Source organism: Weissella halotolerans DSM 20190 (assembly GCF_000420365.1).
In the GTDB taxonomy this organism is placed as follows: Bacteria; Bacillota; Bacilli; order Lactobacillales; family Lactobacillaceae; genus Weissella; species Weissella halotolerans.
Genome location: NZ_ATUU01000002.1, coordinates 231205 through 250424 on the forward strand (window position 1 = coordinate 231205; position 19220 = coordinate 250424).

Below are 19220 nucleotides of genomic sequence, written 5' to 3' on the forward strand. Positions count from 1 at the left end.
TACTTGGTAAGATTCGAGATTAACGATTAGATAATAACAGCCTTCTCGACGATGTCTACCAAACGGAAGCGCTTTGTAGCTGACGTTGGACGCGTCTCCATGATGCGTACGATGTCACCTGTCTTAGCTTCGTTGTTCTCATCGTGAGCCTTAAACTTCTTCGTGTATTTAACACGCTTACCATAAACTGGGTGGTTCTTATAAGTTTCGATGGCAACAGTAATTGTCTTGTCCATCTTATCTGAAACCACGCGGCCTTGGTAAACCTTACGTGCGTTACGATCTTCAGTCATACCGGTCTCCTCTCCTAGTCTACTTGTTTAATTCTGCTTGACGAATGGCCGTCTTGATACGTGCAATTTGCTTACGTACTTCTGACAACCGAGCCGTGTTCTCAAGTTGACCCGTAGCTAATTGGAAGCGTAGGTTAAACAACTCTTCCTTGTAGCTCTTTTCCTTGGCAACCAATTCAGCATGGCTGAGACCCTTGATTTCATTTTGTAAATCTTTGATCTTCATTATTCACCCTCCGTTTGCTGGCGAGTCACGATCTTAGCCCGGACAGGCAGCTTGCTAGCTGCAAGACGCAAGGCTTCGCGGGCTACATCTTCTGGAACACCGGCAACTTCGAACATCACAGTTCCACGCTTAACTGGTGCTACCCATCCTTCTGGAGTACCTTTTCCGTTACCCATACGGACACCAACACCCTTAGATGTGTATGACAACTGTGGGAAAATCTTAATCCACACTTGGCCACCACGCTTCATCTTACGAGTAATGGCAATACGAGCGGCTTCAATTTGACGATTTGTGATCCAATGTGAATCGATTGCTTGTAAACCATATTCACCAAACGCTACCTGACGGCCACCCTTAGCTTCGCCACGCATGTGACCACGGTGTGGACGACGGTACTTGACACGCTTTGGTACTAGCATGTTACTCGCCTCCTTGCTTCTTATCTGACTTCTTCTCTGGTAAAACATCACCACGGTAAATCCAAGTCTTTACACCCAAGTTACCGTAAGTTGTCTTAGCTTCGTTCCATGAGTAGTCGATGTCTGCACGCAAAGTGTGCAAAGGCACCGTACCCTCAGTATATTGTTCAACACGCGCAATATCAGCACCGTTCAAACGACCTGAAACTTGCACCTTGATACCCTTAGCACCGGCACGCATGGCACGTTGAATGGCACCGCGCATTGCACGACGGAAGGCCACACGACGCTCCAAGTCACCAGCAATTTGAGCACCAACTAAGTTAGCGTCCAAATCAGGCTTCTTAATCTCAACGATGTTAATGTGAACACGCTCACCCTTGGCAACCATCTTTGAAAGTTGGTTACGCAATGCGTCAACTTCTGATCCACCCTTACCAATAACCATACCTGGCTTTGCAGTGTGGATTGAGATGTTCACACGGTTAGCAGTACGTTCAATTTCAATTTGTGAAACTGAAGCATCAGCCAACTTAGTCTCAATGTATTCACGCAACTTCAAGTCTTCGAGCAAGTTGTCTGCGTACTTCTTCTTGTCTGCGTACCACTTAGAATCCCAGTCGTGAATGACACCGACCCGGAAACCGGTTGGGTTAATTTTTTGACCCATGACTCAATCCTCCTTACTTTTCTTTTACCACAATAGTAATGTGGCTTGTCCGCTTATTGATTGGTGATGCAGAACCCTTAGCACGTGGACGGAAACGCTTAAGCGTTGGTCCTTCGTTTGCGTAGGCTTCGGCAACTACCAAATCTTCGCGATCTAGTGAGAAATTATTCTCAGCATTAGCAACTGCTGAGTTCAACACCTTGTAAACATCAGTAGCTGAATGATTAGGCAAGAATTGCAAAATTGCAAATGCTTCATCTACTGACTTTCCACGTACCTGGTCAAGCACAAGGCGGACCTTACGTGGAGCGACACGAACGATTTTCGCAGTGGCGCGTGCTGACGTGATTTGTTCAGCCATTGTATTGTCCTCCTTTACTTACGAACCGTCTTCTTATCGTCTGATCCATGACCGTGGAAGGTACGAGTAGGAACAAATTCACCTAACTTGTGACCAACCATGTCTTCTTGAATCAAAACTGGAACGTGCTTTCGTCCATCATAAACAGCAAAAGTTAATCCGATAAAACTAGGAAAAATTGTTGAACGACGTGACCATGTCTTGATAACAGCATGCTTATCTGAAGCGTTGGCTTCTTCAACCTTCTTCAACAAGCTGGCGTCAGCAAATGGTCCCTTTTTCAGGCTGCGACCCATTCTGAGTCCTCCTCTCGATTGCTTATAATTAGTTTAATACTCTGATTAGTACTAAGCTTACTTACCCTTACGACCGCGCACGATAAACTTTGTTGAGCGGGCCTTTTGGTTACGTGTCTTCTTACCGGCAGTTTTCTTACCCCATGGAGACAATGGAGATGGACGACCGATTGGGGCCTTTCCTTCACCACCACCATGTGGGTGATCGTTAGGGTTCATAACAGAACCACGAACGTGTGGACGTTGACCCTTCCAACGACTACGACCAGCCTTACCCCAGCTAATCAATGAATGTTGTTCATTTCCAACAACACCAATGGTTGCACGGCAGGCAGCTAAGATCATCCGAACTTCGCCAGATTGTAGGCGAACTAGGACATACTTACCTTCCTTACCCAAAACTTGGGCTGAAGCACCAGCAGAACGGGCCAATTGACCACCCTTGCCTGGCTTCAATTCGATATTGTGAACTTGCGTTCCATCAGGAATGTTAGCCAATGGCATTGCATTTCCGACCTTAATATCAGCTTCTGGTCCTGATACGACTTGTGTGCCAACTTCCAATCCCTTAGGGGCTAAGATGTAGGCCTTAGTACCATCAGTGTATTGCAACAAAGCAATGTTAGCAGTCCGGTTTGGATCGTATTCGATCGCAACAACCTTTGCTGGAACATCATCCTTTGTCCGCTTGAAGTCGATGATACGGTATTGGCGCTTGTGACCACCACCACGATGACGAACTGTCATATGACCGTAGTTGTTACGTGCACCAGTGTTTGACTTTGATTCAACCAAGCTCTTTTCTGGTGTCGTCTTGGTGATTTCAGAAAAGTCTGAACCACTCATGTTACGACGACCATTAGAGGTTGGCTTATAATACTTAATAGCCACGCTTAGTTCCTCCTATTAGTTTTCGTTGAACAACTGAATGTCCTTTGAAGCAGCAGACAACTTAACAATTGCCTTCTTACTCTTCTTAGTATACCCAACAAAGCGTCCCTGACGCTTCAACTTACCACGAACGTTAGCTGTGTTAATCTTTTCAACTTGAACATCAAAAATTTCTTCAACAGCGCGTTTGATTTGTGGCTTTGTAGCGCGAACATCAACTTCAAACGTGTAGCGCTTATCATCTAAGTCGCCCATCGTTTGCTCAGTGATGACCGGGCGCAAAATAATATCACGTGCGTCCATTATGCCAAAACCTCCTCAACTTGTGCCAAAGCTGATTGTACGACAACCAACTTATCGTTGTTGACAACGTCTAGGACATTAACACCCTTAGCAGTCATGACAGTAACGTTTTCTAAGTTACGTGCTGCCAATGCTGCGTTGGTGTTGTCATCGTCCAAGACTACTAATGTCTTTCCGTTTGCATTTAGATTTTCCAAAGTAGCCTTGAAGTCCTTAGTCTTTGGAGCATCAAAAGTTAATACGTCAACCAAGACCAAATCATTGTCCATCACCTTTTGTGATAAGGCTGACTTCAATGCTAACCGGTAAGCCTTCTTTGGCATCTTGTATGCGTATGAACGAGGGGTAGGTCCGAAGACGATTCCACCACCACGCCACTGTGGAGAACGGATTGATCCTTGACGGGCACGACCTGTACCCTTTTGACGCCAAGGCTTCTTTCCACCACCAGAAACCGCAGAACGATTCTTAACGGCATGAGTACCTTGACGCATTGATGCACGTTGCATCAAAACTGCATCAGTAATGACATTATTGTTAGGCTCAACAGCGAAAATTGCATCGTTCAATTCAACTTCGCCGGCCTGTGAACCATCTTGCTTATGCAAAGCAATCTTAGTCATGTTAATTTCCTCCTTTCGCACTTATTACTTAGCTTTAACTGAGTCTTTAATAGTAACAAGTGACTTATTAGCACCAGGGACATTACCCTTGACCAAGATCACATTGTTATCTACATCAACGCGTACAATTTGCAAGTTTTGCATTGTGCGCTTGTTGTTTCCCATGCGTCCAGGCAACTTCTTACCCTTAAACACACGATTGATAACAGCTCCAAGAGAACCTGGACGACGGTGGTAACGAGAACCGTGTGTTTCTGGTCCACGTGATTGACCGTCCTTCTTAACGTTACCTTGGTAACCATGACCCTTTGTGATTCCAGTTACGTCAACAGCATCGCCAGCAGCGAAAATGTCAACCTTAACCTCATCCCCAACTTTATAATCTCCTTGCGCGTCGCGGATCTCACGAATGTAGCGCTTAGGGGTCGTGTTTGCCTTAGCGGCGTGACCTTGCTCAGATTTGTTACTCTTAACAGCACGCTTATCCTGGAAACCTAATTGAATTGCGCTGTAACCGTCATTCTCCACAGTCTTAACTTGGAGGACAGCATTTGGCGTTGCTTCAATCACAGTAACTGGGATTAGCTCACCATTCTCAGTAAATACCTGAGTCATGCCGACTTTGCGGCCTAAGATACCCTTAGTAGTCATGACTATCTCCTTTATTTATATAAGTATCGTTTATCTTTGGTCAGTTAAATGCTTAACCAGGCAAGTAGTATAGCTTGTGTTGTAATCAAGCCTATAGCTTAATTTCAATATCCACACCACTTGGCAATTCAAGCTTTGATAAAGCATCAATTGTCTTAGCAGTTGGATTCATGATATCGATCAAACGCTTGTGAGTGCGCATTTCGAATTGTTCACGTGAATCCTTGTGCTTATGTGGTGAACGCAAAACCGTGTAAAGAGTACGCTCAGTAGGCAATGGAATTGGACCTGAAATCTCAGCCCCTGTCCGCTTTGCCGTTTCAACAATCTTTTCTGCTGATGCATCCAAGATGTCGTGTTCGTAAGCCTTCAAACGGATACGAATCTTCTTATTTGCCATGATATAAATTCTCCCTTCGTCCATATTGGAATATGAGACTAACTCCGTGGAAACTACCGACTACCTGACGAGATTCCATGGCATGGATCTCGTGGCAATGCTGCCGGGTGTGTCGCAACCTCCCACATCATCGCTCTTCATTTTGTCACTAACCCACGCAAAAAACATTTCCACTCAATTAGCGTACTTGTCTATAATACAGGACTTACCACTACTTGACAAGTAATTTTTTTGCTTAATATGCGCTTTTTCTTCATTTCTTTCGTTGACCTCGTTTAATTCGGCCTAATTGAGTAACTTGTCATTATTAAGTTTGACGGCTTCATCTTTACCCCGTGTTTAATATGTTCACGTATACAGGTATTACTATAGTAGAAAATGAGTTAACCTAGTTAATTTCATCTACCTTACTTCCGGATTTTATTTCCATTTCACGTAATCTTGACCTGACTTTTCTACGAGAATGGCTTAAACTAAAAGACATATGCAAAAATAGTTAATATGCCGCTTGGAAAAAGGAGCTTCCCTTCCATGAACGATAGATTTCAACAGTTAAACCCCCTCTGGGATCAATTTCCCAGTATGCAACGTGATTTAAAAACGGTTAGAGCCATCATGGTGGATAATTTAACCGTCCAAGATACTGAGATTCAAACTGCGCTAACCAGTATGTTAACAGATGGTGGTAAGCTCTTACGTCCAGCGTTAACTATCTTGATTGGGCGTTTCTTTCCCCACCACCATAATGACTTATTAGGCCTAGCAGCCACGGTTGAATTACTGCACACAGCAACGTTAATTCATGATGACATCATTGACGATGCACCTCTGCGCCGCCACCAAAAGACTATCCAAACTCAATTTGGTAAAGACGTCGCTGTCTATGCAGGCGACTATTTATTTGCTACAACCTTCAGGCTCCTAGCTTATCATAGTCATAGCGTTGAAGCAGGCCGTAAGGGAGCTGAATACTTGGAGAAAATTCTTAATGGTGAACTTAGTCAACGCATGAATCATTTCAACACGAATATTACGGTTGCCGATTATACCAATCAAATAGCTGGTAAAACGGCGGCCCTATTTGAATTTGCTAGTTATTTAGGCACCACCACGGTTGATAACCTCGATCCAGCCTTTAGCCAGTCTGCACAGCAGTTTGCCTATAATTTAGGCATGGCCTTTCAAATCTTAGACGATATCCTTGACTACGCCGATGATCAGGAAACGCTAGGTAAGCCCACCTTAGAAGATATTCAAAATGGTGTTTATTCACTGCCGCTCATCTTAGCAATGCAAGAAGAACCAACTATCAAAACTCTTTTACAAGTGCCTGTGTTATCGACTAACCAGGTAACTGAAATTGCACAACTAGTTCAACAAAGTCAAGCCATTGAAACGGCTATGGAAATGGCTAGTCATTACACGGATCAAGCCGAAGACCATCTAGATGCCCTACCAGATGGTGAAGCTAAAGACATTCTCTATGCTTTAAGCGACCAATTACTTAGTCGGCAACGATAAACTAAAAAGGACCAGTTTTTAGAAACTGGTCCTTTTTTTACTGTACATTATCGTCTAAATAAGGGAACTCTAGCCCAGGATTAGCATTGAGCGACCAATCAGCCCGCACACCATGCCGATAAGCAATATCCCCGGCAGCACCAATCATCGCCGCATTGTCGCCAGCCAAATTCATTGGTACTGGCGTAAAGGTTGTGTCAGGAAAGGTTGCTAAGAGCGCCTTCAAACGGGACCTTAATTCCTGATTAGCCGCCACTCCACCAGCCACAATAAAGGTTTTAGCTGGGTAAGCCAACAGGGCCGCTTTTGTTTTTGCAAGTAGTACGTCCATAACGGCATGTTGAAAACTCGTTGCCAAATCCTCTAGATTAACAGTCTCCTGGCGTTGATCAGCATTGTGCAATAAATTAATCACAGCACTTTTCAGGCCTGAAAAGGAAAAATCATACTGCTGATCATTCATAAGGGCTCGCGGCAAATCATAGTTTTCACTACCACGTGCCGCCATTTGATCAATGGTCTTACCAGCCGGATAAGTGAGGCCCATCACGCGCCCAACCTTATCAAAACATTCACCGGCAGCATCATCACGGGTGTCTCCGATAACTAAGTACTCAAACTCGCTTGGCATCCAAACTAGTTCAGTATGTCCTCCTGATACCATCAAGGCTAAGGCCGGGTAAACAATTGGCTGCACAAAGTTAGCAGCGCTAATATGACCAGCCAAATGAATGACTGGTATCAAAGGTAAATGATGGGCCCAGGCAATTGTCTTGGCCGCCGTCACCCCAATTAACAGGGCACCGACCAATCCTGGCCCTTGTGTAACAGCAATAGCAGTCAAGTCTTGATAAGTTAACCCAGCATCACTTAATGCAGCATCTGCTAAAATGGTCACTTCCTCAATGTGGTGACGACTAGCCACTTCAGGCACAATTCCACCAAACCGCTGATGACTCTTAATTTGAGTAGCCGTTTCCAGACTAACGATTTCATTCCCATTTTTCACAATTGCGACACTTGTTTCATCGGCACTCGACTCAAAGGCCATAATTAACCGATCATTTTCCATCCTGTTTCTCCTTCCATCCTGTTGATAGATAACAGTCCATCATATAGGCATCTTCTCTAGGCCGCTGATAATAAGCTGTCCGGGTCGCATACACGTTAAATCCTAGCTTTTGATAAAGACGTTGAGCCGCTATGTTACTAACCCGCACCTCTAAAAGCACCCTAGTTTGGCTAGGAAAGCTCAATAACCACTGATTTAACAAGTTAGTAGCCAGCCCTTGTCCTTGGGCAGCCCGACTAACGGCTACGTTACTAATTGATAATTCATCAATCACCAGGGTACCACCAACAAAGGCTAATGGTTGCCCATGAAAATCCGCCACCAGATAATCAGTTAGGCGACTTGCTAAATCATGTTTAAACATTGCTAACGACCATGGCGACTGCCCATAAGCATCTTGTGCCAAGGTAAAAACTTCTTCGGCCGTCTTGGGACGCCGATATAGTATCGCTTCTTTACTAAAATCATCCATGTCTATTTAATAATTGTGCCATATCAAAAGCATCTATTCCTTGGCCATAATAATTGCGCCGACGGCGAACAATTTGAAAGCCTAACCGTTGATACAAGGTTTGTGCCACCTGATTATGTACTCCTACTTCCAATGAAATCCGCTGGTACCGACTTTGCTGGGCTAATGACATCAAATAAGTCAACAAAAACGTTCCAATTTGACGCCGTTGCCAATGTGGGGTCACCGCTAAATTGGTAATGTGTACTTCATGAATGCCCGGGCGAAAGATAGCCCCAATATAGGCTACTAACGAGTTGGTCTCGGGATGTCGCAGGGTCATGTAGAGGTGGCCACGTTCCTTTTGGATTTCAGCTCGAAAAACCGCTTCTGACCAGGGTGCTACCCCATCAAAAACATCTTCTTCCATGGCAACAATATCATCAATATCAGTCTCCTTAGCCCGCCGTAAAATAAATTCAAAATCGGCAATTTGGACCACCTGCATAAATTCTTCCATGGTTGCAGGAATAGGATGCTGTACCTGTTGCCACCATTGTTTAAATCTTTTCAACATAACCGTCATTACTTGCTCCTGGATGTGCTTGGGCCCAATCGGCCTCAGCTTGTGATAAGCGATGATAGTTAGGGACAAACTGATGAATAGCCGTCATATCAGTTAAGCTAGTTGCATCTGCTGCCAGTATTAGGCTATGGGACGCATGCGGCAGATTATCCTGAGCAAAGCGTAACTGAGACCAAGCTAAACTTAAATCGGCCTGCACTGATTGCCACTCACCTACCACTACGACTGGTTGTTCTGTTAAAGCCTTAACCTGGTCAATCAAGCCCTTAACATGGGTGTGCTGATCAGGTAATACTTGCACCAGGTGTCCGTCCTGCCAACGATAAGCACCCGCATATAGGTTTTGATTGCGAGCATCCATCACCGGAATAATCAGTGCTGTCGGGTCATCCACGTTCGTTGCCAAGAGGGCCAAGCTTGAAATACCAGTCAGTCCAATCCCTAACGTAAAGGCTAACGTTTTAGCCGTTGTCACCCCAATCCGCAGTCCGGTATAAGAACCAGGCCCCTGGCTTACAATAACCTGGGTTAAATCAGCTGGTTGCCAGTCAACTGATTTTAAAGCCTGGTCAATGTCAGGCAATAACTGGCTCGAGTGATTACGCGTTAAATTACTCTCAATTTGAAATAATAAACGTTCATCTTCAAATAACGCGACACTTAGGGCCCGATTACTAGTATCAAAGGCAATTGTTTTTTCCATGAATATGCCGACTCTCTTCCTTAATTTTTACCACTATCACGCATTCATTTAGGCTAATGCCAAACTAAATCAACCCAATCTATTCTATCATAGCACGGACAGCCCATATTTTAACCGTCTGTCTAGTAAGAATACTGGGTAGCATGATAAATTTGATTGCTCTACTATACCTGCAATTGCAAAACAATATAAGCTACTTTTGTCTGTCCACCTACCTTAACTCCGCTTTTATCTTACACTAACTGCAAATAAAAAACTGACCAACAGGTTCCGAGTTACTAGCGAAAGCTGCTGATCAGTTGATCATCTCATATCATGCCTCTAAGGTCAGGACACCAAAAATTTAATTCTCACTGTCTAGCCAAGTAAAGTGAAGTTTAGCGGTCTTCATATCCTCGAGGGTGTTTTTGCTCCCAGGTCCAAGCTGTCTTAATAATATCTTCAACATTTTCATAGGTTGGTTGCCAACCCAAAATACGGCGGGCCTTATCTGAAGAAGCTACTAAGGAATCAGGGTCACCAGGACGGCGAGGTCCTACTTCAGCAGGGATTGGCTGACCAGTTACTTTCCGTGCAGCCTCAACCATTTGTTTCACTGAGTAGCCATTGGCTGAGCCTAGATTAAACTGATCAGAAGGATTACCTTCTGCCAAATAATCGAGGGCTAAGATATGGGCGTCAGCTAGGTCCGTCACATGAACATAATCACGCACATTAAACCCATCTGGCGTTTGATAGTCATCCCCAAACATCATAATTTTTTCGCGTTGCCCAGCAGCAACTTGCAAAATAATGGGTACCAAATGCGTCTCGACCGGATGATCTTCGCCAATTGAACCATCTGCCTTAGCCCCTGCAACGTTGAAATAACGAAAGGCAACCCAACGGAGATCATTCGCCTTTTCAACCCAGTGCATAATTTCTTCCATTTGCAACTTAGATTGACCATAGGGATTAATAGGCTTTTGCGGTGTCGCCTCTGTAATAGGGGACTCTGTTGGAATACCAAATGTTGCCGCAGTTGAGGAAAAGACAATCTGTTTAACCTGATGCGCCAACATGACTTCCAATAAGCTAATCATTCCTCCTACATTATTGTCGAAATACTTCAATGGATCTTGCATCGATTCAGGAACAATCGATGATGCTGCAAAATGAACCACCTGATCAATCGGTTCTTGATCAAATACCTGACCAAGCGCTTCTTTATCGCGGATATCCACTTGATAAAAAGGTACATCCGCCGGTACGGCTGCCCGATGGCCCGTCATTAAGTTATCGACTACTACCACCTTGCGACCGGCCTCTCGCAGCCGATCTACCATGTGAGACCCTATATAACCTGCTCCACCTAAGACCAAAGTTGCCATCTTTTTCTCCTCTTATCCATTCAAAACCTGAGCCGTTAACTAGGCATAAGTATACCATCTACTCGATTATTCTATCACACGCCAACTTATATCAGCCTCCAAGGACAATTGATCACCGTCTAAAACTTGGTGGCGACTAATTTGACTGGCCTGGTCAAAGATATAGCGTGACGTCACCACTGCATCAATGCCTACTTCCTGTTCAAACCGAATATTTAATTTTTTTGGTTCATGGGTTAACAAAAAATCCGCCCCTAATACATCCTCTAACCAGTCGAAATAACGCGAATTGTTCACATGCTGGTTCATATCAATATCCGTAAACCGGACTCGATATTGTTGTTGCCCATCTACCGGCTCATCCTCAGCGATTTTAGCCGGTGCCAATCCACGTTTGATTCGTTTGACCCGCTGTGCGCCATAAGCATCAATAAACTCGTCTGGCACCCGTGCTAATTTACGTTTTTCCATATCCAAGAGTGAGAACAAGGCTTGAATATCAACCAAGACCTGACCAGTTTGATCTAACATCCGATACTGCCGTTGGCAGAAAAAAGCATTGCAATCACGGGCTTGCGTTTGTAAAACAATGGTTTCATTAACTTTAGGGCGCCGAGTAATCGTCATCTCATACTGTAAGACAATCCATCCTACTCCCTGAGCATGAACGACCTCGTCTCCAATCCCCAATTGATCAGCCTGTAAGGTTCCTGATAGCACTGCTAAGTTTAACAACATAGGTAAACTTAACTTGCCAGTCATATCGCCTTCATAATATTGCACTGTATGTTCAACCTCAAAAACCTGAGCCACCTGACTTACCCCTCTTTCTCTGCCAAATAGGCTGCATATAAACTTTGTCGATCAACTTGTCGTTGCTTTGCAACCTGTTTAACCGCCTGACTGGCCTTAAGGCCACTCTCCACTAATGCTTTAACTGCCTCAACTGTCGTTAATTCTGCCAGGGGATCAGGGGTTGTCATTTGAGTGGCCTGATCATTTCCCGCAACCATCACGACAAACTCGCCTCGCACCTCAGTCTGGTCGGCCCAAGCAACTACTTCAGCCGCTGTTCCCCGTAGAAATTCTTCGTAACGTTTCGTCAGCTCACGGGCTAGCACCACCGGACGCTGATCACCAAAGACAGCTCGTATCTGCCGTAAGGTTTTGGCTAGGCGATGGGGAGCCTCATAAAAAATCAACGTTTCTGGTCGATCAACAAGTTCTGCTAAGGCTGCTGCTTGTTCGCCCGCCTTACGCGGCAAGAAACCAATAAAGGTAAAGGGCTGTGGGGCTAGTCCTGAAGCAATCAGGGCCGTAATACCCGCACTAGCGCCTGGAATAGGAACTACCGGAATATCAGCTAAGATGGCCGCCTTAACTAACTCATGTCCAGGATCAGAGATCGATGGCATACCAGCATCAGACACTTGCGCAATATCTTCACCTGCTTGCAGCCGCTTTACTAGTTCTGGAATGCGGCTCTCTTTATTGTGCTCATGAAAGGACACTTGTCGCTGGTCAATTCCATACTGATTTAATAAGTGCTGTGTATGTCGGGTATCTTCAGCGGCAATCACGGCCACCTCTTTCAAGACTTCGATGGCCCGCTGCGTCATATCGCCTAAATTACCAATTGGGGTCGGCACCAGGTACAGGGTCCCGTTTTGGTGCTTAGCGTAACTTTTTTGTTCTTGCATAATTACTTCCTATTTTCTGCTAATGTCAGTTGACTGGTCAAAACAAAGGCCTCCAAAGTCGCTTGGAAACTGATATTAAGTTGCCAGCGTTGTTGCATGGACAAAGCTTGCTCGAGCACTGTTAAGATAACATCCGTGGGGACCACTTCTGCTAATGGTGCCCATTGATTGGTTAGGGCCACAAAGTGTGGTTGCTGTTGACTAGGTACTAACCGTTGCATTAAAAGGTCCCGCCATGCTTGTACCACCATCGCCATGAGTATCTTAGCCCTAGATCGATCTGACGCTAGTGGCACTATGCTCGTTTGGACCGTCGTAAAGGCCGTTAAGTCACCTTGTAAGAGCTCAGTTACTAACTGGGTCACGGCCCTTACCACACTCGCAAACCAATCATCTTCTAGCCAGTTCCTAGCTTCAGTCAAACTATCGGTTAGAGCTTGCACCAAGTAACCCTCTTCATCTGAATAGCCCAAATCCATCACCTGCTGATGAAAATCTTGGGCGGCTACTCGCGGAAATTCAATAACTTCAGTCCGTGAAATAATGGTTGGTAGTAGTTGTTGTCGATTTTCTGCTAACAAAATCGCCGTTTGTTGCCCTACTGGCTCTTCAATAAACTTTAAAAGACTATTGGCAGCACTCGTGGTCATTGTATCAGCACCTCGAATAATAAAGACTTTTTGCTGGCCTTCGACTGCCTTTTTCGTAAATTCGCTCCGTAACTGGCGAATTTGATCAATCTTTAATCGCTGTCCTGTTGGTGCTAATTCCAGTACATCCGGATGTTCCCCTTTTGCAATTCGTACACAGTCTACACAAGTACCATCTGGATTTCCATTTGCATCTACATGTTGGCAAAACAACCGCATCGCTAGCCACTTAGCCAATGGCAACTGCCCCCGCCCATCTGGACCTGCAAACAAAAAAGCATGGGCTAAGGTACCAGCTTGAACCATGTGTTTAAAGTGGGCCACTAATTGGGGTTGCTGATCTAAGGCCATCTGACAAATTGCGACAGCACTTGCTTCTTCAGCCATATTGCTCCCCCTTCGATTCACCTAAAAATGATGGAACTGTTCAACATCTTGAACAAAGACGGTTGCACCACCAACTTGTACCTCAACTGGCACCGTGTTAATAGATTCCATAACGGACTCTGTATACCAAGCCGGTGACATGATTTGTGTACGGGTCTTTGACGTTTCACTAATAATCGCAAGGGTTTGTTCTACTTGGTCATCTGGCACCCCGATTAGAAAGGTTGTGTTCCCAGCCCGTAAAAAACCACCCTTAGATGCAATCCGTGTGGCTTGAATTTTTGCAGCCACGAAAGCTTTCCCTAGTGCGTTGGCATCTTGATTTTGAACAATTGCTGTAATCATTTTCATAATGTTAACTCCCCTTTATTCACTTGTCCTCAGTTAAGACTTGTTCGACTGCTTGCCAAGCTGCAGCGACTACCTGGTCGAAAGGTTGATTGGCATCAATGACTTTAATCCGTTGTGGTTCAGCCTGTGCCAATTGTCGATAGGCCTGGGTCACTCGTTGATGAAAAGCCAAGGCCTCTTGGTCCAAGCGATTAATTTCATCGGTGCGGGTAGTTTGAATCCGCTGCAGACCAATTTCAGGATCAATATCTAAGTAAATCGTGGCGTCTGGTACTAAACCTTGCGTAGCAAATTGGTTAAGCTCCAATATCGTTTGAACCCCTAATTGGCGACCACCACCTTGGTAAGCAACTGAACTATCCAAATAACGGTCGGATAAGACTACCTTATGTGCCGCTAAAGCCGGTTGAATCGTATCCAAAATATGTTGGCGCCTAGCCGCAGCATAGAGTAAAGCTTCTGTTCGTACATCCATGTCTGGATAAGCCGGATCTAAAACGACATCCCGAATGGCCTCAGCAATCTTACTGCCCTTACCACCCGGTTCACGAGTGACAACTAGGTCATCACCTAACTGAGCTTGCAACCGCGTTTTAATCACACCTAACACGGACGTCTTACCAGCCCCGTCTGGTCCCTCAAATGATATGAATGTTCCCTGCATGGCCTTCACTCTTTCTACAAATTTAATTGTGTACATTATAGCATACTGCCTTTTAGAGACCCAGTTACCCGTCTTTAAAGTCACAAGAATTTAAACGAATAAAAAAGCAGCCCTCACTTGTGATAGGCTGCATCTTTTCATTATATCTATCAGTACTATAGTTCTGGCCGAACAAAAGCGGTTTGCCAGTGCCCCTTCATCTTTCTTTCGCGGGCTGCCCGTAAAAGAAAGAAGTACTTTTGTTTTGCTTTCGCCGTTTCTGCTTGGATTAAGCGAGGATCAACCTCGCTTTCAAACATGGCCTCTTCAGATAACTTTGCCTTTTCATAATCATACTTAGCGTCGTCAATCGCTTCCACAAGGTCCCGGTCATACTGAGCTAGGTCTAATTTTTGCCGCTTTAAAAAACCAAACATTATAATGCTGTCCTTCCTTCTACGGCCTTAATCAATGTGATCTCATCAGCATAATCAATATCACTACCTACCGCCAAGCCGGTGGCCAAGCGCGATACTTTAATGCCAGCTGGCTTCAACAGGCGTGATAAGTACATAGCAGTCGCTTCACCTTCAGCATTAGCATTTGTAGCCACAATCACTTCAGTAATCGCCGCATTTTTTTGTAAACGAGTAACCAGGCTTTCAATATTAATATCGTCAGGCCCCTTACCAGCTAGCGGTGATAATACTCCGTGTAGAACATGGTACAGACCGTGATACTCACCCGTATTTTCAATCGCCATTAAGTCTTTAACATCCTCAACAACTAAGACGGTTGTTTGGTCTCGGCTGGTGTCCAAACAGATTTCGCACGGATCCGTTTCCGTCAAATTGCCACAAATACTACAAAAACGCAAATCACGTTTGGCAGAAATCAATGCTTGGGCAAAGCTCGTCACATCCTCCTCAGGCATATCAATAACATGAAAGGCGAGTCGCGTAGCAGTTTTAATGCCAATCCCTGGTAATTTAGTAAAACTATCAATCAACTTAGCAATTGGTTCAGGATATTGCACCAGAGCGCCTCCTTTCCTTTCAATTAATAAAGGCCTTACAAGCCCATTCCTTTAGGCGCAAATTGACCTAACCGCTTTTCAGTATCAGCGTCAATTTGCTGTAAGCCATCGTTAACCGCTTCCATTACCAAATCAGTCAACGCCTCTGGATCTTCAGGATCAATCACCTCGGGTTTGATTTGTAGGTCCAGTAACTGACGATCGCCATTAAACTTAGCTAAAACCAAGTCTTCGGGCGCCTTACCAGTATATTCGGTCTTGGCAATCGCTGCCTGTTCATCTTGCACCTTAGCCTGCATCTTTTTCATCTGCTTCATCATCTGTTGCATATTTTGTCCACCAAACATTATTCTCTCTCCTCTTCATCTCTTGTGTTAAGCTATCCTACCTAGTTTACTCACTAAACCTTAGTTGGACGTTAATCATCGGTTGTTTCAATCAGGTCTTGGTTGAAAATTTTCTCAGCCTCAGTAACCACCGTATCATTTTCTACTGAAGCATCTGGTTCTACTGATTCGGTCACAGCTTCCAGGTCATTGGCTGCCGGTTGGCTGGGCTTATCTTGATGACCAACCTGGTGATCTTTAAGATAGGTTGCCCGTAATTTTGGCCATTCATCACTCGTAATAAAGACCATTGACCGATCATGTTTAGCTTCAGAAAGCACCCGAATCTCCTGCACCATCTTAGCTAATAGATGCTGATCCTTTTTAGCATTAACCCGAATCACATCATAGTCAAAGGCAATCACTAACCCCTCAGGAGAGGCCGCAATCGGTTTAGCCACATTAAGCATGGCCTGTTGCGGAACTGCCAACATATTGACCATACCTGCCCAGATGGTTTGAACACGCGATAAGTCTCCTCTGGTTGCTGCCTGCAAAACCTGAAAGACAGCTGCTGCCCCCTCACCAACCTGAACCCGTGCCACGGCTTGAACACTTGACCCGTTCTCGACTTGCCTTGCGGTCTGCGCTACCTGTTGTGATGCTACCGGCTCTTTTTCTTGGTCAGGTTGTTCATTCCCAATACTAGACCGGGTACTTGCTTTAGCTTGTGAAACTGGTTGTACCGGCGTTTTCTTTAGCGCTACCTGGTCATTGACTGGTTGTGCCGATATTTTGTCTACTGGAAGGTTTTTTGATTGACGACTAGTACGACCTTGACTTAATTTTACCGTTAACACTTCAAGGTAAACACTGGGACGGTTTGTAAAACGTAGTTGTTGTTGCGTTTCATTAAGCACATCAATCATTTCATACCAGGTAGCTGGTTGGCTGTTCTTGGCTAATTGATCGAAGTTATCATCTGGCACCAGGCTGATTAAATCCGGCGCCTCAGTATAAAGAAGTAAATCACGTGCATAACTTATCAGATCTTCAATAAACCGATTAGCATCCTTACCGGCTGCTAATACCTCGGTTACTTTAACTAAGGCTGCTGGGGTCTGCCCGGCAACAACGGCCTGTACATACTCACCCAATAAATTTTGCCTAACGGAGCCAGTAACCAAAAGTGCATTTTCTAAGGTTGCCCGGCCATCCCCAAATGATAATACTTGATCAAGAATACTTAAGGCATCTCGCATGCCGCCATCAGCCGCTTTCGCGATGACCCGCAAGGCCGCTTCTTCGTAACTGCTACCACGTTCATTTAAAATGTAGACCATCCGATCATAGGCTGCCTGAGCATCAATCCGCTTAAAGTCAAAACGCTGAGTACGCGAAATAATCGTCGCCGGTATTTTTTGTGGTTCAGTCGTGGCTAAAATAAAGATGACGTTGGCAGGTGGTTCCTCTAGCGTTTTCAACAAAGCATTGAAGGCTCCCGTTGATAACATGTGTACCTCATCAATGATATAAACTTTATATTTAGCCTGGGTCGGAGCATAGTTAACATCCTCGCGAATTTGTCGAATTTCATCAACACCATTATTAGAGGCTGCATCTAATTCGATGATATCACCCAAGCTTCCTTGATTGGCAGCTAGACAGAGTTCACAGGTTTCATCCGGTTCGCCATCAATAGGGTGCAAACAATTAACCGCCTTAGCAAAAATCTTAGCTGCTGATGTTTTACCCGTTCCCCGTGGTCCCGTAAATAAATAGGCGTGACTGATTTGATGACTGATAATTGTATTTTGTAGGGTTTTGGTGACCACCTCTTGGCCGACCATATCACTAAATTTTTGCGGACGCCAAGTCCGATATAGAGCTTGATATGCCAACTGTAGTCTCCCTTCTTTTGCACCTAGCCACGATGGTTTAACGTGTTTTGTCTACCTATCATCTTACCAGAAAATCAAAGAAAAAAACGCTAGCCGATAAAAATCAGCCAGCGAATTCATATTCATCAGAAGTGAAGCACAATACACGATCTCCTTAGTGCTGCTGCCTTCCGACCCTGACACGGTTCGAAGTGCATACTTGCCTCACACGACTATTATAGCATGTCCTTTTTCATTTGACTAGCATCTTTTCGTGCCCGCTTGACCGCTTTTTGGCGCTGGCGAATTGCTTTAAAAAATGCTTTTAACAGCTGGCTTGCCTCTGACTGGCGAACACCTGCATTTACCTCAACCTGATGGTTTAACCGTTGATCTGCTAAGATTTGATACAGCGAATTTACAGCCCCACCCTTTGGATCTTCAGCCCCATAATAAAGCTTATCAATTCGCGTTTGTTGAATCAATCCAGCACACATGATGCATGGTTCTAAGGTCACAAAGAGCTGGGCCTCTGGTAGGCGCCATGAGTGTAGGTAACGACTAGCTTCAGTAATTGCCATCACTTCTGCATGTTGACTAGCATCTTGGGCCCGTTCACGTAGGTTAAAACCACGTCCGATAATTTGGCCCTTCAACACAACAACTGCCCCAATTGGCACCTCACCTAAAGCTGCAGCTTTTTTAGCCTCTTGCAAGGCCTGACCCATAAAATACTCGACTTCTTCAGGCGTCAACTCGGTCATGATAGCGACTCTCCATAATATAGTACCCTTTATCTTTAGCAATCACTGTGACATTACCAAAGACATCCTTCATCAATTGTTTAGCTGAGGGCGCCCCCTGCTTTTTTTGTAGCACTACTGTTAAAGTGCCCCCAGTTTCCAGATGGTTCGGCGCATGGCTAAGCATCGTTTGTACCACCTGTTTACCAGCCCGAACAGGGGGATTAACTAAAATAGCAGCAAAGCGGCCCTGAACGTGTTCATAACAGTCAGACTGAACGACCGTCACCTGCTGTGATACGTCATTTTCTTTTGCATTGCGTTTAATCAAATTCACCGCTCGTTCATTGATTTCCGCAGCAACCACTTGACGGTCAGGAAAAGCCTTTGCTAAGGCAATCGCTACCGGTCCATAGCCAGCACCCAGGTCCAAAAAAGGGCCCTGCGGTAAGTCAGTAAAACGAAAATTTTCTAACATCGTTCGCGTTCCATAATCAATAGTATGTTTAGAAAAAACGCCCGCATCTGTCACAAAGGTTAACTCATGATTTAACAAACGAAAGGTTAAACTATGTTCATCATGTTGGCCACTAGGTTCCTTTGTATAATAATGTTCTGTCATTATGCACCTTCTTTTTCTCTTGTTGTCCTAACGCAGTTAACTT

At 44.8% G+C, this 19220-nt stretch carries 28 protein-coding genes and 1 other RNA gene; 1 reads left to right on the forward strand and 28 read right to left on the reverse strand.

The window, feature by feature from the left end:
• Window positions 1–26 precede the first annotated feature (26 nt).
• The 11 genes from rpsQ to rpsJ all read right to left on the reverse strand — a co-directional run bounded on the left by rpsQ (window position 27) and on the right by rpsJ (window position 5136).
• Window positions 27–293, reverse strand: a complete 267-nt coding sequence (rpsQ, locus tag G414_RS0103755) for a 30S ribosomal protein S17 (RefSeq protein WP_022791527.1) — start codon at window positions 291–293, stop codon at window positions 27–29.
• A gap of 19 nt (window positions 294–312) precedes the next feature.
• On the reverse strand, window positions 313–519 hold the full coding sequence (gene rpmC / locus G414_RS0103760) for a 50S ribosomal protein L29 (protein WP_022791528.1): 207 nt from the start codon (window positions 517–519) through the stop codon (window positions 313–315).
• Window positions 519–941 (reverse strand): 50S ribosomal protein L16, encoded by a 423-nt coding sequence (gene rplP, locus G414_RS0103765; protein WP_022791529.1) that lies wholly within the window; start codon window positions 939–941, stop codon window positions 519–521. The genes rpmC and rplP overlap by 1 nt, the downstream gene beginning before the upstream one ends.
• A gap of 1 nt (window position 942) precedes the next feature.
• Window positions 943–1611, reverse strand: coding sequence for a 30S ribosomal protein S3 (rpsC, locus tag G414_RS0103770; protein ID WP_022791530.1), 669 nt, complete (start codon window positions 1609–1611; stop codon window positions 943–945).
• Window positions 1612–1624: 13 nt separating this feature from the next.
• Window positions 1625–1972 carry a 50S ribosomal protein L22 gene (gene rplV, locus G414_RS0103775; protein WP_022791531.1) on the reverse strand — a complete coding sequence of 116 codons (348 nt, stop codon included), beginning with the start codon at window positions 1970–1972 and terminating at the stop codon, window positions 1625–1627.
• Window positions 1973–1986: 14 nt separating this feature from the next.
• On the reverse strand, window positions 1987–2268 hold the full coding sequence (gene rpsS, locus G414_RS0103780; RefSeq protein ID WP_022791532.1) for a 30S ribosomal protein S19: 282 nt from the start codon (window positions 2266–2268) through the stop codon (window positions 1987–1989).
• A 57-nt stretch (window positions 2269–2325) separates the two neighbouring features.
• Window positions 2326–3159, reverse strand: coding sequence for a 50S ribosomal protein L2 (gene rplB, locus G414_RS0103785; protein WP_022791533.1), 834 nt, complete (start codon window positions 3157–3159; stop codon window positions 2326–2328).
• 15 nt (window positions 3160–3174) lie between these two features.
• Window positions 3175–3462: a 50S ribosomal protein L23 gene (gene rplW, locus G414_RS0103790; RefSeq protein WP_022791534.1), complete on the reverse strand. Its 288-nt coding sequence runs from the start codon at window positions 3460–3462 to the stop codon at window positions 3175–3177.
• Entirely contained in the window at window positions 3462–4085 is a 624-nt protein-coding gene (gene rplD, locus G414_RS0103795; RefSeq protein ID WP_022791535.1) for a 50S ribosomal protein L4, read from the reverse strand. The genes rplW and rplD overlap by 1 nt, the downstream gene beginning before the upstream one ends.
• A 24-nt stretch (window positions 4086–4109) precedes the next feature.
• The gene (gene rplC / locus G414_RS0103800) at window positions 4110–4736 is read right to left on the reverse strand and encodes a 50S ribosomal protein L3 (protein ID WP_022791536.1); all 627 of its coding nucleotides are present in this window, start codon (window positions 4734–4736) and stop codon (window positions 4110–4112) included.
• Window positions 4737–4827: 91 nt separating this feature from the next.
• The gene (gene rpsJ, locus G414_RS0103805; protein WP_027694529.1) at window positions 4828–5136 is read right to left on the reverse strand and encodes a 30S ribosomal protein S10; all 309 of its coding nucleotides are present in this window, start codon (window positions 5134–5136) and stop codon (window positions 4828–4830) included.
• 531 nt (window positions 5137–5667) lie between these two features.
• Between rpsJ and G414_RS0103810 the strand changes: the two genes are divergently transcribed.
• Window positions 5668–6657 (forward strand): polyprenyl synthetase family protein, encoded by a 990-nt coding sequence (locus G414_RS0103810; RefSeq protein ID WP_022791538.1) that lies wholly within the window; start codon window positions 5668–5670, stop codon window positions 6655–6657.
• A gap of 37 nt (window positions 6658–6694) precedes the next feature.
• Here the strand turns inward: G414_RS0103810 and tsaD are convergent, their stop codons facing one another.
• The 17 genes from tsaD to G414_RS0103890 form a co-directional block, all read right to left on the reverse strand.
• On the reverse strand, window positions 6695–7729 hold the full coding sequence (gene tsaD / locus G414_RS0103815; protein WP_022791539.1) for a tRNA (adenosine(37)-N6)-threonylcarbamoyltransferase complex transferase subunit TsaD: 1035 nt from the start codon (window positions 7727–7729) through the stop codon (window positions 6695–6697).
• A complete protein-coding gene (rimI, locus tag G414_RS0103820) occupies window positions 7719–8201 on the reverse strand; it encodes a ribosomal protein S18-alanine N-acetyltransferase (protein WP_022791540.1) in 483 nt (160 codons plus the stop codon). The genes tsaD and rimI (G414_RS0103820) overlap by 11 nt, the downstream gene beginning before the upstream one ends.
• Entirely contained in the window at window positions 8194–8766 is a 573-nt protein-coding gene (gene rimI, locus G414_RS0103825; protein ID WP_022791541.1) for a ribosomal protein S18-alanine N-acetyltransferase, read from the reverse strand. Before rimI (G414_RS0103825) ends, rimI (G414_RS0103820) begins: the two co-directional genes overlap by 8 nt.
• On the reverse strand, window positions 8741–9469 hold the full coding sequence (gene tsaB, locus G414_RS0103830) for a tRNA (adenosine(37)-N6)-threonylcarbamoyltransferase complex dimerization subunit type 1 TsaB (protein ID WP_022791542.1): 729 nt from the start codon (window positions 9467–9469) through the stop codon (window positions 8741–8743). The genes rimI (G414_RS0103825) and tsaB overlap by 26 nt, the downstream gene beginning before the upstream one ends.
• Window positions 9470–9846: 377 nt before the next feature.
• The gene (gene galE / locus G414_RS0103835; RefSeq protein WP_022791543.1) at window positions 9847–10839 is read right to left on the reverse strand and encodes a UDP-glucose 4-epimerase GalE; all 993 of its coding nucleotides are present in this window, start codon (window positions 10837–10839) and stop codon (window positions 9847–9849) included.
• A 66-nt stretch (window positions 10840–10905) separates the two neighbouring features.
• Window positions 10906–11652 carry an acyl-[acyl-carrier-protein] thioesterase gene (locus G414_RS0103840; RefSeq protein ID WP_022791544.1) on the reverse strand — a complete coding sequence of 249 codons (747 nt, stop codon included), beginning with the start codon at window positions 11650–11652 and terminating at the stop codon, window positions 10906–10908.
• 5 nt (window positions 11653–11657) lie between these two features.
• Complete coding sequence (gene rsmI / locus G414_RS0103845) at window positions 11658–12539, reverse strand: 16S rRNA (cytidine(1402)-2'-O)-methyltransferase (RefSeq protein WP_022791545.1); 882 nt, start codon at window positions 12537–12539, stop codon at window positions 11658–11660.
• A gap of 2 nt (window positions 12540–12541) precedes the next feature.
• Window positions 12542–13576, reverse strand: a complete 1035-nt coding sequence (gene holB, locus G414_RS0103850) for a DNA polymerase III subunit delta' (protein ID WP_022791546.1) — start codon at window positions 13574–13576, stop codon at window positions 12542–12544.
• 21 nt (window positions 13577–13597) lie between these two features.
• Entirely contained in the window at window positions 13598–13927 is a 330-nt protein-coding gene (locus tag G414_RS0103855) for a cyclic-di-AMP receptor (protein ID WP_022791547.1), read from the reverse strand.
• Window positions 13928–13946: 19 nt separating this feature from the next.
• Window positions 13947–14591 carry a dTMP kinase gene (gene tmk, locus G414_RS0103860; RefSeq protein WP_022791548.1) on the reverse strand — a complete coding sequence of 215 codons (645 nt, stop codon included), beginning with the start codon at window positions 14589–14591 and terminating at the stop codon, window positions 13947–13949.
• Window positions 14592–14746: 155 nt separating this feature from the next.
• Window positions 14747–15007: a YaaL family protein gene (locus G414_RS0103865; protein WP_022791549.1), complete on the reverse strand. Its 261-nt coding sequence runs from the start codon at window positions 15005–15007 to the stop codon at window positions 14747–14749.
• Window positions 15007–15606 (reverse strand): recombination mediator RecR, encoded by a 600-nt coding sequence (recR, locus tag G414_RS0103870; protein ID WP_022791550.1) that lies wholly within the window; start codon window positions 15604–15606, stop codon window positions 15007–15009. The genes G414_RS0103865 and recR overlap by 1 nt, the downstream gene beginning before the upstream one ends.
• Window positions 15607–15641: 35 nt before the next feature.
• The gene (locus G414_RS0103875; RefSeq protein WP_022791551.1) at window positions 15642–15953 is read right to left on the reverse strand and encodes a YbaB/EbfC family nucleoid-associated protein; all 312 of its coding nucleotides are present in this window, start codon (window positions 15951–15953) and stop codon (window positions 15642–15644) included.
• Between the two features lie 71 nt (window positions 15954–16024).
• Entirely contained in the window at window positions 16025–17833 is a 1809-nt protein-coding gene (gene dnaX / locus G414_RS0103880; protein ID WP_022791552.1) for a DNA polymerase III subunit gamma/tau, read from the reverse strand.
• Window positions 17834–17951: 118 nt separating this feature from the next.
• Window positions 17952–18049, reverse strand: an RNA gene (ffs, locus tag G414_RS07575) — signal recognition particle sRNA small type.
• Window positions 18049–18576 (reverse strand): tRNA adenosine(34) deaminase TadA, encoded by a 528-nt coding sequence (gene tadA, locus G414_RS0103885; RefSeq protein ID WP_022791553.1) that lies wholly within the window; start codon window positions 18574–18576, stop codon window positions 18049–18051. Before tadA ends, ffs begins: the two co-directional genes overlap by 1 nt.
• Window positions 18557–19177, reverse strand: a complete 621-nt coding sequence (locus G414_RS0103890) for a class I SAM-dependent methyltransferase (RefSeq protein ID WP_022791554.1) — start codon at window positions 19175–19177, stop codon at window positions 18557–18559. The genes tadA and G414_RS0103890 overlap by 20 nt, the downstream gene beginning before the upstream one ends.
• Window positions 19178–19220: the final 43 nt, after the last annotated feature.